Annotated in this window: 13 protein-coding genes; 6 read left to right on the top strand and 7 right to left on the bottom strand. The window is 64.9% G+C overall.

Going from position 1 to position 14,666, the window contains the following annotated elements:
* Positions 1-14 precede the first annotated feature (14 nt).
* The 7 genes from QN358_RS04225 to QN358_RS04195 all read right to left on the bottom strand — a co-directional run bounded on the left by QN358_RS04225 (position 15) and on the right by QN358_RS04195 (position 6,893).
* Positions 15-869, bottom strand: coding sequence for an exodeoxyribonuclease III (locus QN358_RS04225; protein ID WP_136642878.1), 855 nt, complete (start codon positions 867-869; stop codon positions 15-17).
* Between the two features lie 29 nt (positions 870-898).
* The gene (locus QN358_RS04220) at positions 899-2,107 is read right to left on the bottom strand and encodes a YhjD/YihY/BrkB family envelope integrity protein (RefSeq protein ID WP_323511701.1); all 1,209 of its coding nucleotides are present in this window, start codon (positions 2,105-2,107) and stop codon (positions 899-901) included.
* A gap of 23 nt (positions 2,108-2,130) precedes the next feature.
* Positions 2,131-2,889 carry a succinate dehydrogenase iron-sulfur subunit gene (locus QN358_RS04215; protein ID WP_136642880.1) on the bottom strand — a complete coding sequence of 253 codons (759 nt, stop codon included), beginning with the start codon at positions 2,887-2,889 and terminating at the stop codon, positions 2,131-2,133.
* A 3-nt stretch (positions 2,890-2,892) separates the two neighbouring features.
* Complete coding sequence (sdhA, locus tag QN358_RS04210; RefSeq protein WP_416351952.1) at positions 2,893-4,692, bottom strand: succinate dehydrogenase flavoprotein subunit; 1,800 nt, start codon at positions 4,690-4,692, stop codon at positions 2,893-2,895.
* Positions 4,693-4,753: 61 nt separating this feature from the next.
* Positions 4,754-5,203, bottom strand: a complete 450-nt coding sequence (locus tag QN358_RS04205; RefSeq protein WP_136642882.1) for a succinate dehydrogenase hydrophobic membrane anchor subunit — start codon at positions 5,201-5,203, stop codon at positions 4,754-4,756.
* Positions 5,203-5,628 carry a succinate dehydrogenase, cytochrome b556 subunit gene (sdhC, locus tag QN358_RS04200; RefSeq protein ID WP_272898629.1) on the bottom strand — a complete coding sequence of 142 codons (426 nt, stop codon included), beginning with the start codon at positions 5,626-5,628 and terminating at the stop codon, positions 5,203-5,205. The genes QN358_RS04205 and sdhC overlap by 1 nt, the downstream gene beginning before the upstream one ends.
* Positions 5,629-5,741: 113 nt before the next feature.
* Positions 5,742-6,893, bottom strand: coding sequence for a glycosyltransferase family 4 protein (locus QN358_RS04195; protein ID WP_136642883.1), 1,152 nt, complete (start codon positions 6,891-6,893; stop codon positions 5,742-5,744).
* A gap of 109 nt (positions 6,894-7,002) precedes the next feature.
* Between QN358_RS04195 and QN358_RS04190 the strand changes: the two genes are divergently transcribed.
* From QN358_RS04190 to QN358_RS04165, 6 genes are all read left to right on the top strand, one after another.
* Positions 7,003-8,124 carry a mannose-1-phosphate guanylyltransferase gene (locus tag QN358_RS04190; RefSeq protein ID WP_136642884.1) on the top strand — a complete coding sequence of 374 codons (1,122 nt, stop codon included), beginning with the start codon at positions 7,003-7,005 and terminating at the stop codon, positions 8,122-8,124.
* Positions 8,124-9,185: a BMP family lipoprotein gene (locus tag QN358_RS04185; protein WP_136642885.1), complete on the top strand. Its 1,062-nt coding sequence runs from the start codon at positions 8,124-8,126 to the stop codon at positions 9,183-9,185. The genes QN358_RS04190 and QN358_RS04185 overlap by 1 nt, the downstream gene beginning before the upstream one ends.
* A gap of 145 nt (positions 9,186-9,330) precedes the next feature.
* Positions 9,331-10,443: a BMP family lipoprotein gene (locus tag QN358_RS04180; RefSeq protein WP_136642886.1), complete on the top strand. Its 1,113-nt coding sequence runs from the start codon at positions 9,331-9,333 to the stop codon at positions 10,441-10,443.
* An 88-nt stretch (positions 10,444-10,531) separates the two neighbouring features.
* Positions 10,532-12,079 (top strand): ABC transporter ATP-binding protein, encoded by a 1,548-nt coding sequence (locus tag QN358_RS04175; RefSeq protein ID WP_323511700.1) that lies wholly within the window; start codon positions 10,532-10,534, stop codon positions 12,077-12,079.
* Complete coding sequence (locus QN358_RS04170; protein WP_136642888.1) at positions 12,076-13,311, top strand: ABC transporter permease; 1,236 nt, start codon at positions 12,076-12,078, stop codon at positions 13,309-13,311. The genes QN358_RS04175 and QN358_RS04170 overlap by 4 nt, the downstream gene beginning before the upstream one ends.
* Positions 13,308-14,666 carry an ABC transporter permease gene (locus tag QN358_RS04165; protein ID WP_136642889.1) on the top strand — a complete coding sequence of 453 codons (1,359 nt, stop codon included), beginning with the start codon at positions 13,308-13,310 and terminating at the stop codon, positions 14,664-14,666. Before QN358_RS04170 ends, QN358_RS04165 begins: the two co-directional genes overlap by 4 nt.

Raw genomic sequence — 14,666 nt, 5'->3', positions numbered from 1 at the left:
AGCGTGTGATCTTTCTAGATGGTGTAATCGACGACGACGGGCGTGTGATCAGACCATCGTTCGTCGTAGGCGGCCGCGCGGTCGACGGCGTAGTTCGAGACCTTCGCTGCCAGGGCAGGCGTGGCCATCTGGTAGTCGATGCGCCAGCCCGAGTCGTTGTCGAAGGCCTGGCCGCGCCACGACCACCACGTGTAGGGGCCGTCGACCTCGCCGGCGGCCTGCCGACCCACATCGACCCAGCCGAGGCCGGGCCCGGTCGTGCCGTCGACGCCTTCGACCGCTCTGCCCTGCTCGCCGAAGAAGCGGTCGAAGTAGGCGCGCTCTTTGGGCAGAAAGCCGGCGCGCTTCACGTTGCCCTTCCAGTTCTTGATGTCGAGCGGCGTGTGCCCCACGTTCAGGTCGCCCACCACCACGGCGAGCGGCGAGTGCTCGGCGATCTCGGGCAGTCGCGCGGCCATGCCGTCGAGAAACTTGTACTTCTCGACCTGCTTGGGCGTACCGTCTTCGCCCGAGTGAACATAGGCGCTCACCACGGTGACGATCTGGCCGTTGACCTCGTAGTCTGCCTCGAGCCAGCGCCCCGCGCTGTCGAATTCGTCATCGCCGATGGTGACGCGATGGATGCTCGCCTTCGCTCGTGACGCGAGCGCCACCCCCGCGCGCCCCTTAGCCGAAGCGGCGTCGTGCAGAATGTTCCACTCGGGCCCGAGCAACTGCTCGATGTCTTCAGTGGATGCCCGCACCTCTTGAATGGCGAGAATGTCGACGTCTCGCGCGTCGAGCCATGCCCCCATACCCTTGCGGAAGGCAGCGCGAATTCCGTTCGTGTTGATGGATGCGATGCGCAGGTCTGTGGAGCGTGAAGCCATGTCTCAACTGTAGTCGGCCCCGAAGACACTCACTTCGGCGGCGGTGTCGCAGCCTTCGCGTCGATGACGGGCGCCGACTTCTCGGCCGCGATCTCGCGGTCGATGTGCTTCAGCTGACGGCGCAGATTCGTGCGGCGCAGGCCCCGGGCATCCGCCAGTTCAGATGCCACCTGAGCGTGCTGGGCCTCGAGAACCTGGCGATGCGCGTCGGCCTCGGTCTGCAGCGCCTCGGCTTCGGCCTCTTCGGGGGTGAGCTTGCGCGGATCAATACCTGCGTCGCTCATGCTGATGGCAATCCACGAGGCGAAGATGAGCACGACCTGGCAGATGAGGTTGAACCAGATCAGAATGCCGATGATGACGGCGAACGACGCCAACAGCGGGTTCGAGGTGGCCCCGCCGAGAAGCGACGAGCCGAGCACCTTCAGCACGCCCATCACCACGGCGCCGAGCGCCGCACCGGGCAGCAGCTGCTTGAACGGAATCGGCACGCCCGACAGCACCCGGTAGGTGCCGCCCAGCACGATGGTGTCGAAGACGAAGACCACCACGAGGCCGATGACGCGGGCGATGATCTCCGCGCCCGCCGACGCCGTGTCCCAGCCGAAGAGGCCGAAGACGAAGCCGAGCGCCGAGCTCGAGGCGATCGAGAGCGCGGCCGAGATGACGAGCACAACGGCGAAGGCGATGGCGAGAGCGAGGTCACGCAGCTTCAGAATGGCGAAGTTGGTGGTCGGACCCGGCAGATTGAAGATGAGGCGAACGGCACTGCGGGTGGAGCCGAGCCAGCCGATGGCCGTCCAGATGAGGCCGAGGGCGGCGATGGCGCCTGTCCAGCCCAGGGCCGGCGCCGAGAGCAGCGCGTCGGTCGAGATCGCGCCCTTGTCGCCGATCAACCCGGGAACAGCCGTATTGAGCTGGGCGAGCAGAGCACCGCGAAACTGCTCGTCGGACTTCAGTATCGCGCCGAAGATCGAGACGCCCACCCAGATGGCAGCGAAGATGGCGAAGACGGCCTGATAGCTCATACCCGACGCCAGCAGCGGCCCGCCGTTGTTGCCGTAGTTCTGAAATACCCGCACGAGCTTCAGCTTCATGACCCGGTCGATGAGGCCCGCGATGCCGACCTTGGGCGTATTCTGCTCGGAACGAGCCTCGTCGCGCGCCGTCTCGACGGCGTCGCTCGGCTTTCTGTTGCTGGCCCCGTGTGCGCTGGTGGCGCTCTGCGTTCTGCTCACGCCACCAGCCTAGATTCTTTCGGTCAGCGCTTGCCGAACATGATGGCCTGCTTGACTTCTGCGATCGCTTGGGTCACCTGGATGCCGCGGGGGCACGCCTCTGAACAGTTGAAGGTCGTGCGGCAGCGCCACACGCCCTCTTTGTCGTTCAGAATGTCGAGGCGAACGCTCGAGGCCTCGTCACGCGAGTCGAAGATGAAGCGGTGTGCGTTGACGATGGCCGCGGGGCCGAAGTACTGCCCATCGGTCCAGAACACGGGGCACGACGACGTGCACGCGGCGCACAGGATGCACTTGGTGGTGTCATCGAAGCGAGCGCGGTCGCTGGCCGACTGGATGCGCTCCTTCTCGGGCTTCGACGACGCCTGCAGAAACGGCTGCACTTCGCGGTACGACGCGAAGAACGGTTCCATGTCGACGACGAGGTCTTTCTCCAGGGGCAGGCCCTTGATGGCCTCCACATAGATGGGCTTCGTGATGTCGAGGTCTTTCATCAGCGTCTTGCAGGCCAAACGGTTGCGGCCGTTGATGCGCATCGCATCCGAGCCGCAGACACCGTGGGCGCAGGAGCGACGGAAAGTGAGCGAACCGTCTTGTTCCCACTTGATCTTGTGCAGGGCATCCAGTACCCGGTCGGTGGGGTACATCTCGACGTCGAAGTCTTGCCAGCGCGGCTCTTCGTCGACATCGGGATCGAACCGGCGCACCATCATGGTGACGGTGAAGGTCGGGATGGGCGCCTCGGCGGGGGCCGGGGGAGAGTCCAGGGTTGCGGTAGCCATGGGCTAGTACTTCCTCTCCATAGGCTGGTAGCGCGTGATGACTACCGGCTTCGTGTCTAGTCTGATGTGGTCACCAGCGTCTTCTGAGTGCGCGTCGCCGGTGAGGTACGCCATGGTGTGAACCATGTAGTTCTCGTCGTCGCGGTTCGGGAAGTCTTCTCTGAAGTGGCCGCCGCGGCTCTCTTTGCGGTAGAGCGCAGAGTAGACGAGCACCTCTGCGAGGTCGAGCAGGAAGCCGAGTTCGATGGCCTCGAGCAAGTCGGTGTTGAACCGCTTGCCCTTGTCTTGCACCATGACGTTCTTGTAGCGGCCGCGCAGGTCTTCGATGACCTTGGTGACCTCTGTGAGCGACTTCTCGGTGCGGTAGACCTGTGCGTTCGTGTCCATCGAGAGCTGCAGCTCTTTGCGCATGTCAGACATGCGCTCGGTGCCGTTCGACTTTCGCAGCATGTCGACGAGCTCGCGGATGGGCTTGGCCGGGTCATCCGGTAGCGGAATGAACTCGGCGGTGGCCGCGTACTCGACTGCATTGTTGCCGGCGCGCTTGCCGAACACATTGATGTCGAGCAGCGAGTTGGTGCCGAGGCGGTTCGAGCCGTGAACCGAGACGCAGGCGCACTCGCCGGCGGCGTAGAGACCGGGAACGACGGTGGTGTTGTCGCTGAGTACTTCGGCTCTCACGTTCGTGGGGATACCGCCCATGGCATAGTGTGCGGTCGGCAACACGGGCACCGGCTCGGTGTACGGCTCGACGCCGAGGTACGTGCGGGCGAACTCGGTGATGTCGGGCAGCTTGGCGTCGATGACCGCGGGCTCGAGGTGGGTGATGTCGAGGTAGAGGTAGTCCTTGTGGGGGCCAGCACCTCGGCCTTCACGAATCTCGGTGGCCATGCAGCGCGCGATGATGTCGCGGGGAGCCAGGTCTTTGATCGTGGGGGCATAGCGCTCCATGAAGCGCTCGCCCTCACTGTTGCGGAGTATGGCACCCTCGCCGCGGGCCGCTTCGGAGAGCAGGATGCCGAGGCCGGCGAGGCCGGTCGGGTGAAACTGGAAGAACTCCATGTCTTCGAGCGGCAGACCTTTGCGCCAGATGATGCCGACGCCGTCACCGGTGAGGGTGTGGGCGTTCGAGGTGGTCTTGAAGATCTTGCCGAAACCGCCCGTGGCGAAGACGACGGACTTGCCCTGGAAGACGTGCAGGTTGCCGGTGGCGAGCTCGTAGGCCACGACGCCCGCGGGGCGCTTCTGGCCGTCGACCTCGACCATGATGAGGTCGAGAACGTAGTACTCGTTGAAGAAGTTGATGCCGTGCTTGACGCAGTTCTGGTACAGCGTCTGAAGAATCATGTGACCGGTGCGGTCTGCGGCGTAACAGGCACGGCGAACCGGGGCCTTGCCGTGATCGCGGGTGTGACCGCCGAAGCGGCGCTGGTCGATCTTGCCCTCGGGCGTGCGGTTGAACGGCAGGCCCATGTTCTCCAGGTCGTAGACCGCGTCGATGGCCTCTTTGGCGAGGATCTCAGCTGCATCTTGGTCGACCAGGTAGTCGCCGCCCTTGACGGTGTCGAAGGTGTGCCACTCCCAGTTGTCTTCTTCGACGTTGGCGAGCGCTGCCGCCATGCCACCCTGCGCCGCGCCGGTGTGCGAGCGGGTCGGGTAGAGCTTCGAGATGACGGCGGTGCTGGCCTTGGGCCCGGCTTCGATCGCCGCGCGCATGCCTGCCCCACCCGCGCCGACGATCACGACGTCGTGCCGGTGGTAGGTGACGCCGTCTACGACGGTGCCGTCTGCGTATTCAGTCACTGAGATTCAGCCTTTTCGAGTAGTGAGTTACTTCGAGTAGTGAGTTACGACGAGTGGTTTGTCAGGAGACCGGGCAGAACGAGAGCGCCTGGTCTGCGGGAATCAGGGTGCTGCACGGGTCGAAGGTGAAGACCACGAGCGTGCCGAGCACGATGAGCACGACGGCGGCCACGAAGAGCGCGATGAGCAGGATTCGCCGCACGACCGGGTTCGACGCGTAGTCGTTCACGATGGTGCGCATGCCGTTCGAGCCGTGGATCATGGCGAGCCACAGCATCACCACATCCCAGATCTGCCAGAACGGGGTGGCGTACTTGCCGGCCACGAAGGCGAAGTCGATGGCCTTGATGCCCTGGCCGAGAACGAGGTTCACGAACAGGTGGCCGAAGATGAGGATGATCAGCAGCACGCCAGAGGCGCGCATGTAGATCCAGCCCCACTTCTCCCAGTTGACCCGGCCCTTTGAGCTGCGTTCCCGCGGCGTGCGCGGTGCCTCGATGATGGTCGACATCAGTGCCCCTCGCTGAAGACGTTGGCGAGGTGGATCGGCGCGAAGCCCGCGGTGCCGATGACCCACAACGCGATGACGATCCAGAACATGAGGCGCTGGTACTTCGCGCCCTTGCTCCAGAAGTCGATGAGAATGATGCGCAACCCGTTGAACGCGTGGAACATGATGGCAATGACGAGAGCGGTCTCGCCCAGCCCCATGATCGGGTTCTTGTAGGTGCTCATGACCGCGTCGTAGGCCCCGGGGCTCACGCGGATCATGGCCGTGTCGAGCACGTGCACAAGCAGGAAGAAGTAGATGGCCACACCGGTGATGCGATGCAGAACCCACGACCACATTCCTGTGTTGCCGCGATAGAGCGTGCCGGCAGGTCGTTTCGACGAGCTTCTGGCAGTGGTGAGCGTGCTTGCCTCTTCAATGGCCACGAGCAACCCCCTTTGGTTTAAGGATGGGTTCGTCTTCTTCGCGCGTTCGGCGCCAGAGGCGAATTCTTGTCAATCATAATGTTCGCATCGTGAAATGTCATGTAAGGCGAACCTTACTGAATGCGTGCTTTTCGTCGCGGTGCTGCCTTCAGTGTAGGCACGTTCATGACGCTCTCGTAATGCCCCACGAGTTCGCCGCAGACCCGTTGCCAGGTGCGGCCGAGTACCGCACGACGCCCCGCTTCGCCGAACCGCGACCGCAGCGTCGGGCTCGCCACCAGATCGCCGACGAGCTGCCTCAGTTCTGCCGCATCGGCAGGGTCGTAGAGGTACCCCGTCGAGCCATCGGCAACGAGGTCGATCGGCCCGCCCGCCCGCGGTGCGATGACCGGCAGCCCGCTGGCGTGCGCCTCCTGCAGCGTCTGTCCGAAGGTCTCTTCGGTACCCGTGTGCAGAAACAGGTCAAAGCTGGCGTAGGCAGCCGAGAGCTCATCGCCCGAGAGCCGCCCGAGAAACGTGATGGGCATTCCCTTCGTAGCCGACGCGACGCTGCCCATCGAAGGGCCGTCCCCGACGACGGCCAGCTGGATGCCCGGCATTCCCCGCAACTCACCGAGTCGTTCGAGCTGCTTCTCTGGAGCGACGCGCCCCACGTATCCCACGACGACCTCGCCGTTCGGGCTGAGGCGGCCCCGCAGCTCGAGCGCCTTCGGGCTCTGGCGGTGGTGGGGGTGGAACGCATCAAGATCGACACCGCGGGCCCAGAGCGACAGGGGCGTGAAGCCGTGCTGCTGCAGGGCATCCATCGACGCCGTCGACGGCACGAGCGTCAGCGTCGCCCCGTCGTGCACCCACCGCGTGAAGCGCCAGGCCGCTGCTGTCGCTGGGCCGAGGTGGTTTCGCTTCGCGTAGCCCGCCAGATCGGTCTGGAAGACGGCGATCGAGGGCACTCCCAACCGGTTCGCGGCGGCGATGCCCTGCGCGCCCAATAAGAAGGGAGAGGCGGCGTGCAGTACGTCGGGTGCGAACTCGGCGATCAGGCGGTAGACCTGCGGGCTGCCAAGCCCCACAGGAAACTGGCGGTAGGCGATGGCTGGCACCTGATGCACGGCGAAGCCGCGGTATTCGGCTGGCGCGTGGGCGGCCGGGCAGATGACGATGGCGTCGTGGCCCTCGCGGTGCAGGTGATCGAGCACCTTGACCACGCTGTTCGTGACGCCATTGACGGTGGGGAGAAAGCTTTCGGTGACAATCGCAACCCGCATGTTCACAGGCTAGAAAACGGGCATTGCCGAGGCGTGAACACAGCGTGGCCGTGATGTGGCCAAACGCCCCCACTGAGTAAGCACTGGCTCTCTTAGTAAGGTAAGTCGCATGACAGAGAACAACGATCTGCTCGGCCGGTTCTACAGCGTGATTCCCGCTGGTGGCATCGGTTCACGCCTGTGGCCGCTGTCGAGGGCGGATGCCCCCAAGTTTCTGCACGACCTGAGTGGTTCTGGCCAGAGCCTCTTGCGTGACACCTACGACCGCCTCGAGCCGCTCTCGGGGTTCGACCGCATCATGGTGGTCACCGGCCGCGCCCACCGCGCCGCCGTCGAACGCCAGCTTCCCGAGCTCGCCGACACGAACGTGGTGCTCGAGAGCGAACCGCGCGAGTCGACCGCGGCCATCGGGCTCGCCGCCGCCATCCTCGAACTGCGTGAGCCCGGCGTCATCATCGGCTCGTTCGCCGCCGACCAGGTCATCGGCGAACCCGAGCGTTTTCGGGAGACCGTGAAGCAGGCCATGATCACCGCCGATGCGGGTTACGTCACCACCATCGGTATCACGCCCACAGAGCCCTCCATCGGGTTCGGGTACATTCACGCCATGAAGCCGCTCGGTGTCGACGGCGCGCCCGATGCCCTCGTCGTCGACAGCTTCGTCGAGAAGCCCGACCTGGCCACGGCCAAGAAGTACGTCAAGAGCGGCACCTACCTCTGGAACGCGGGCATGTTCATCGCCCGGGCCGACACCCTGCTCGAGCAGATCGGCAAGTCGCGCCCCGAACTGCTCGCGGGCCTGCTCGAGCTCGCCGCCGCGTGGGACACCCCTCGCCGCGGCATCGTCGTCGACCGTGTCTGGCCCGACCTCGAGAAGATCGCCATCGACTACACCGTGGCCGAGCCGGCCGCGCTCGAGGGCAAGCTGGCCGTCGTTCCCGGCCACTTCACCTGGGATGACGTCGGAGACTTCGCCTCCATCGCCAAGCTGCACTCGGGCGGGCGCAAGTCGGAACTCGCCATCCTGGGCAAGAATGCCCGCGTTCTCTCCGACTCCTCGAGCGGAGTCGTGGTCTCGCACAGCAACCGTGTCATCAGCCTCATCGGTGTCGAAGACATCGTCGTGGTCGACACTCCTGACGCTCTGCTCGTGACGACGAGCGCGCACGCCCAGCGTGTGAAAGCCGTCGTCGACGCTCTTCGCCTCTCGGGTTCGGGAGACGTTCTGTAATGAGGTACACACGGGTGCTGCCCGTTCTCGCGGTCTTCACCGGCGCTCTGCTGGTGCTGGCCGGATGCTCGCCGGCACCCGCGCCCTCGACCGCGTCGGCCAGTACCTACTGTGCCCGCATGGTCACGAACCAGGGCGGCATCGACGACCGCTCGTTCAATCAGTCGAGCTGGGAGGGCCTGCAGAAGGCGGAGACCGACTTCGGCATCTCCGCCCAGGTGCTCATCTCGACCAACGAGACCGACCTCGCGCCGAACGTCGAGCAGGCCACGGCGAGCGGATGCGCGTTCGTGCTCACGGTGGGCTTCGAGCTCGCCGACGCGACAACCGCGCAGGCGGCGGCGCACCCGGCCACCCACTTCGCCATCGTGGACGACCAGATCGATGCCCCCAACGTTAAGTCGATTCTCTTCGACACCGCCCAGGCCTCCTATCTGGCCGGGTACCTCGCGGCCGGCGTCTCGAAGACGGGCAAGGTCGCCACGTTCGGTGGCGGAAACCAACCGCCGGTCACCCTCTTCATGGACGGGTTCGTCGACGGAGTGGCCGCGTACAACGCCAAGCACGGCACGTCGGTTCAGGCCCTCGGCTGGAACAAGACCACCCAAGACGGTGTCTTCACCGGCGACTTCGAAGACGTCAACAAGGGCAAGACCGTGACTCAGGCGTTCATCGACCAGGGAGCCGACATCATTCTGCCCGTCGCCGGGCAGGTGGGCGAGGGCGCGGCCGCAGCGGCCGTCGAATCGAAGACAGCGAAGATCATCTGGGTCGACAACGACGGCTACGACACCCTGCCGGCCGAGTACAAGCCGATTCTTCTCACCAGCGTGATGAAGAAGACGGGCGATGCCGTCGAACAGATCGTCGGCGACGACACCAAGGGCACCTTCACGAATTCAGCCTACGTGGGAACTCTCGCAAACGGCGGAGTCGACCTGGCCCCCTACCACGACCTGACGTCGAGTCTGCCGGCTGGGCTGGCCGATGAGGTCACCGCGCTGAAGGCGGCGATCGTCGCCGGAACCGTGGTGGTGACCTCGCCGAGTTCGCCGAAGTAACATTTCGACGAAGTTTCAGGGCTGTCCCGTCTTTGTAACGCTTGTATCGCAAAGCGGTCCGCTTCCTCTGTGGGCACGTCACATTGGGTAACGTGGTCTCTCACAGCTCCCGCCCTTTCTGCGGGAAAGCATCTTGGAGGACATCTTGAGCAACACCAAACGCCGTGCCATCTTCGGCGGCCTGGCCACGATCGCGACAGCGGCACTTCTCGCCGGTTGCGCCTCTGCGCCGGCCGCGTCGACCAGCGCGCCCACGGCCAGTGCCATCGCGGGCTTCAAGCCCTGCATGGTCTCCGACCTCGGCGGGTTCGACGACAAGTCGTTCAACCAGCTGGGCTATGAAGGCCTGAACGCCGCAGCGGCGTCGCTCGGCGTCAAGGCCATCACCGTTCAGTCGAACGCAGAGACCGACTACGCACCGAACCTCGACAGCCTCATCTCGCAGAACTGCACGCTCATCGTCACCGTCGGTTTCGCCCTCTCGGCCGCCACTGTGACCGCTGCGCTCGCGAACCCCACGGTCAACTTCGCCATCATCGACGACGCAGCCGACAACAACTTCGACGGCAAGACCGACGCCCCGAACATCAAGCCGATTCTGTTCAACACGGCCCAGGCCGCGTTCCTCGCCGGTTACGCTTCGGCGAGCTACAGCAAGGCCGGGAAGGTAGCCACCTGGGGTGGCATGAACTTCCCCACCGTCACCATCTTCATGGACGGCTTCGCGCAGGGCGTCGACTACTTCAACAAGCAGAAGTCGAAGTCGGTTCAGGTTCTGGGCTACGACGAGGCCAACCCGTCGGCAGCGACCTTCACCGGTGGCTTCGAGGCGAACGACACCGCGAAGACCACGGCAGCGAACTTCATCGACCAGGGTGCAGACGTACTGCTGCCCGTCGGTGGGCCCATCTTCCAGAGCGCTGGCGCAGCCATCACCGACTCGGGTAAGAGTGTTGCCCTGCTGGGTGCCGACGCTGACGTGTTCGACACCTTCCCCACCTACGACAGCCTCTACTTCACCTCGGTGCTGAAGGGCATCAAGCAGGCCACGAGTGACGTCGTCACCCAGGCCGGTACGAAGTCGACGTTCGACGTGACGTCGTACATCGGCGATCTGTCGAACAACGGTGTGGGCATCGCCCCGTTCCACAACTTCCAGAGCAAGGTCGACTCGGGCCTGCAGGGTGAGCTCGACACGATCAAGGCCGGCATCATCTCGGGTTCCATCCCGGTGAAGTCGTACCTCGTCACGAAGTAGTAGCACACCTTCTCTACACGCGTCGGGGGCCAGGTTCACCTGGTCCCCGACCTTCGTTAACCATCCACTCCCCGGGTAGATTGAAATTATGAAGCTCGAACTACGGGGCATCACCAAGCGTTTTGGGTCACTCGTCGCGAATGACCACATCGACCTTGTTGTGAAGCCAGGTGAGATCCACGCCCTTCTCGGTGAGAACGGCGCTGGTAAGTCCACCCTCATGAATGTGCTCTACGGCCTCTATCAGGCCGACGACGGCGAGATTCTCCTCGATGACGAGGTGCAGCATTTCGCCGGGCCCGGCGACGCCATGAACGCGGGAATCGGCATGGTGCACCAGCACTTCATGCTCATCCCGGTGTTCACCGTCGCCGAGAACGTGATGCTCGGCAACGAGCAGACCAAGGCAGGTGGCCGTCTCGACCTGCCGGCTGCCCGCGCCCGCGTGCGGGAGATCAGCGCCCGGTTCGGGTTCGACCTCGACCCGGATGCCCTGGTCGACGACCTTCCGGTGGGAGTGCAGCAGCGCGTCGAGATCATCAAGGCCCTCTCGCGCGACGCGAAGGTGCTCGTGTTCGATGAGCCCACCGCGGTGCTCACCCCGCAGGAGACCGACGAACTGATGGTCATCATGGGTCAGTTGCGCGACGCCGGCACTTCTATCGTGTTCATCACGCACAAGCTGCGCGAGGTGCGGGAGATCGCCGACCGCATCACCATCATCCGGCTGGGATCGGTGGTCGGCGAGGCCGCCCCCACCGCGTCGAATGCCGAACTTGCCTCGCTCATGGTGGGCCGGGCCGTCGAACTCACCGTGCACAAAGAGGTGTCGAGCCCGGGCGAAGCCGCCCTCGTGGTGCGCGACCTGTCTGTGGTGGATGCCCTCGGCCAACTTGTCGTGAACCATGTGTCATTCGAGGTGCACCGCGGCGAGATCCTCGCCATCGCCGGTGTGCAGGGCAATGGTCAGACCGAGCTGAGCGAGGCCATCATCGGCCTGCAGGAGAAGGTGCTCGGCTCGATCACCCTCGACGGCCGCTCGCTCGTCGGCATGAGCGTTGCGAAGGTGCTCGACGCCGGGGTGGGCTTCGTGCCCGAAGACCGCAACCATGACGGGCTCGTGGGCGAGTTCACCATCGCCGAGAACCTCATGCTCGACCGCAGCGACCGCGCACCGTTCGTCAAGCGCGGAACCCTGCAGCTGAACTACCTGAACCAGTTCGCCGACGAGAAGGCGAAGGAGTTCGACGTGCGCTCGCAGGGCATCCAGACCCCGGTGGGCCGGCTCTCGGGCGGCAACCAGCAGAAGGTGGTGCTGGCGCGTGAACTCAGCCGTGATCTGCGGCTGTTCGTCGCCGCGCAGCCGACCCGCGGCATCGACGTGGGCTCGATCGAGTTCGTGCACAAGCGCATTGTCGAGACCCGCGATTCGGGGGTACCCGTCATCGTGGTCTCGACCGAACTCGACGAGGTCACGGCGCTCGCCGACCGCATCGCGGTGATGTACCGCGGCAGCATCGTGGGCATCGTGCCCGGCAACACCTCGCGCGACGTGCTCGGGCTGATGATGGCCGGCGAGGTTCCCGACACCATCACCACGATCGACACCGACACAATCGAAGGGGCTCTTCTATGAGCGACACAGCGGCCGCTCAGCCTGCACCGAAGTCGAACCAGGTTCTGCGAGACATCATGGGTGGCAGCGTTGTCATCTCGATTCTCGCGGTGGTGCTGGCGCTCATCGCCGGCGGTATTCTCATCGCACTCACCGATCCGGGCGTGCAGGCCGCGTCGGGCTACTTCTTCTCCCGCCCTGGCGACACGCTGTCTGCTATCTGGACGTCGGTTTCGGGTGCGTACGGCGCGCTCTTCCAAGGTTCTGTGGTCAACTTCGGTGCCACGACCTTCGCGAACGCCATCAAGCCGCTGACCAACACGCTCACGTTCGCCACGCCGCTGATCGCGGCCGGGCTCGGTGTGGGGCTCGCGTTTCGGGCCGGTATGTTCAACATCGGCGGCCAGGGGCAGATGCTCATCGCCGCGGCGGCGGCCGGCTGGGTGGGGTATTCGTTTCCGCTGCCGTACGGCATCCACCTCATTCTCGCGGTCGCCGCGGGTATTGCCGGCGGCGCCATCTGGGGCGGAATAGTCGGCTTTCTGAAGGCCCGCACGGGTGCCCACGAGGTGATCGTCACCATCATGCTGAACTACGTGGCGGTGTACCTCGTGTCGTACATGCTGCGCACGCCCGGCCTCTTGCAGGCGCCCGGCTCGAACAACCCCAAGACGCCGGCCATGCTGCCGAGTGCGGTCTACCCCGACCTACTCGGCCCGGGTTTCAACCTGCACGCCGGGCTGATCGTGTCTATCGCCGCCACGATCTTCGTCTGGTGGCTGCTGAACCGGTCGAGCCTCGGCTTCAAATTTCGGGCCGTGGGGCAGAACCCCAATGCGGCCCGGGTTGCGGGTATCGACGTGAAGCGTTCGTACATCACCGTGATGCTGCTCTCGGGCGGGCTCGTCGGCCTCGCCGGTGTGGCGCAGGTTCTCGGCACTGTCACGAGCGGGTTCTCGTCGGGCATCGACGCCGGTATCGGGTTCGACGCCATCACGGTGGCGCTGCTCGGCCGGTCGAAGCCGTGGGGCATCTTTGTCGCGGGCATTCTGTTCGGCGCATTCAAGGCCGGCGGTTTCGCCATGCAGGCCGGCCAGGGCATCCCGGTCGACATCGTGCTCGTGGTTCAGTCTCTCATCGTGCTGTTCATCGCAGCGCCTCCCCTCGTGCGGGCCGTGTTCCGCCTGCCCACACCCGGCGTTGCTTCGAAGAAGAAGCCCGCCCCGAAACAGATTGCGGTGGCCGCGAAATGAGCTCCCCTCTCTCGGCTTCGGCCGCCAGCGGAACCAACCTGGCGACCGAGGTAGCCGACCCCGGCACTCGTGCCACGGCGACGCAGCACGAGCATCCCGACTCGTCGAACGGTCTCGAGAAGACCATCGTGAAGTCGTACAAGGCCCCGATTGCGTTCGCCATCTTCACGGTCATCGCGCTGGTGCTCTTCGTGGTGCTCGGGCGCGACGGTGTCTCGACTTTTCGCCTGTCGAACGACAACGACCTGATTCAGCTGCCGGCGCTCGGTGTTCCCACGCGCATCGCGGGAATCGTGGCGACGGTGCTGCTCGCCGTCATAGCGGTGCTGGCGTACCTGCGTGTGCGGGCCGACCGGCACGTGCCGCTCTGGTTGACCAGCCTGTTCGGGGTGCTGTTTCTGTTCGGGTTTCTCGCGTGGGCGGCTGCAGGCCAGACTCTGCCCGTACCCGGGCTGCTGGTGGGAACGGTGTCGCTCTCGGTGCCGCTCATCTTCGGTGCGATGGGCGGGGTCATCTCCGAGCGCGTCGGTGTGGTGAACGTGGCCATCGAGGGCCAGCTGCTCGCCGGGGCCTTCGCCTCGGCGGTCGTGGCCTCGATCACGGGCCAGCCGTTGCTCGGCCTCGTGGTGGCGATGATCGCCGGAGCCCTGGTGTCGTTCGTGCTCGCGGCCTTCGCGATCAAGTACCTGGTCGACCAGGTGATCGTGGGCGTGGTGCTGAACGTGCTGGTCATCGGGCTGACCAACTTCTTGTACTCGCAGGTGCTGTCGAAGAACGCCGAAGTGCTGAACTCGCCGCCGCGGTTCGACCGCATCAACATTCCGGTGCTGAGCGAGATCCCCATCATTGGTCCTACTCTGTTTCGGCAGACGATCGTGGTGTACCTGATGTACATCGGGGTCGCGGCGGTGTACTTTGCCTTGTTCCACACGAAGTGGGGCCTGCGGGTACGAGCGGTGGGTGAGCATCCACAGGCCGCCGACACCGTCGGTATCAACGTGAGTGGCACCCGGTTCTGGAACGTGCTGCTCGCGGGCGCCATCGCCGGGCTCGGCGGGGCGTACTTCACGCTCGGGTCGGTCGGCGCGTTCAACAAGGAGATGACGGCGGGCGCGGGGTACATCGCTCTGGCGGCGGTGATCTTCGGGCAGTGGGATCCGATCAGGGCCACGCTCGCGGCGCTCCTGTTCGGGTTCGCGTCGAACCTGCAGAACGTGCTCGGCATCATCGGTTCACCGGTGCCGAGTGAGTTCATGCTGATGCTGCCGTACGTGCTGACGATCTTCGCCGTGGCGGGGCTGGTGGGCCGCTCGCGCGGGCCGGCTGCGTCGGGTCGACCCTACATAAAGGCGTGA

The sequence above is a fragment of the Subtercola sp. RTI3 genome (genome assembly GCF_035018625.1).
GTDB classification, from domain to species: Bacteria; Actinomycetota; Actinomycetes; order Actinomycetales; family Microbacteriaceae; genus Subtercola; species Subtercola vilae.
Note: the sequence above shows the minus strand (reverse complement) of the source record. Positions and strands in the feature narration are given on the sequence as shown.

Coding starts and splice junctions, on each gene's coding strand:
- QN358_RS04225 (WP_136642878.1), bottom strand. CDS start 869: ATGGCTTCACGCTCCACAGACCTGCGCATCGCATCCATCAACACGAAC.
- QN358_RS04215 (WP_136642880.1), bottom strand. CDS start 2,889: ATGGCTACCGCAACCCTGGACTCTCCCCCGGCCCCCGCCGAGGCGCCC.
- QN358_RS04205 (WP_136642882.1), bottom strand. CDS start 5,203: ATGTCGACCATCATCGAGGCACCGCGCACGCCGCGGGAACGCAGCTCA.
- QN358_RS04195 (WP_136642883.1), bottom strand. CDS start 6,893: ATGCGGGTTGCGATTGTCACCGAAAGCTTTCTCCCCACCGTCAATGGC.
- QN358_RS04190 (WP_136642884.1), top strand. CDS start 7,003: ATGACAGAGAACAACGATCTGCTCGGCCGGTTCTACAGCGTGATTCCC.
- QN358_RS04185 (WP_136642885.1), top strand. CDS start 8,124: ATGAGGTACACACGGGTGCTGCCCGTTCTCGCGGTCTTCACCGGCGCT.
- QN358_RS04175 (WP_323511700.1), top strand. CDS start 10,532: ATGAAGCTCGAACTACGGGGCATCACCAAGCGTTTTGGGTCACTCGTC.
- QN358_RS04170 (WP_136642888.1), top strand. CDS start 12,076: ATGAGCGACACAGCGGCCGCTCAGCCTGCACCGAAGTCGAACCAGGTT.
- QN358_RS04165 (WP_136642889.1), top strand. CDS start 13,308: ATGAGCTCCCCTCTCTCGGCTTCGGCCGCCAGCGGAACCAACCTGGCG.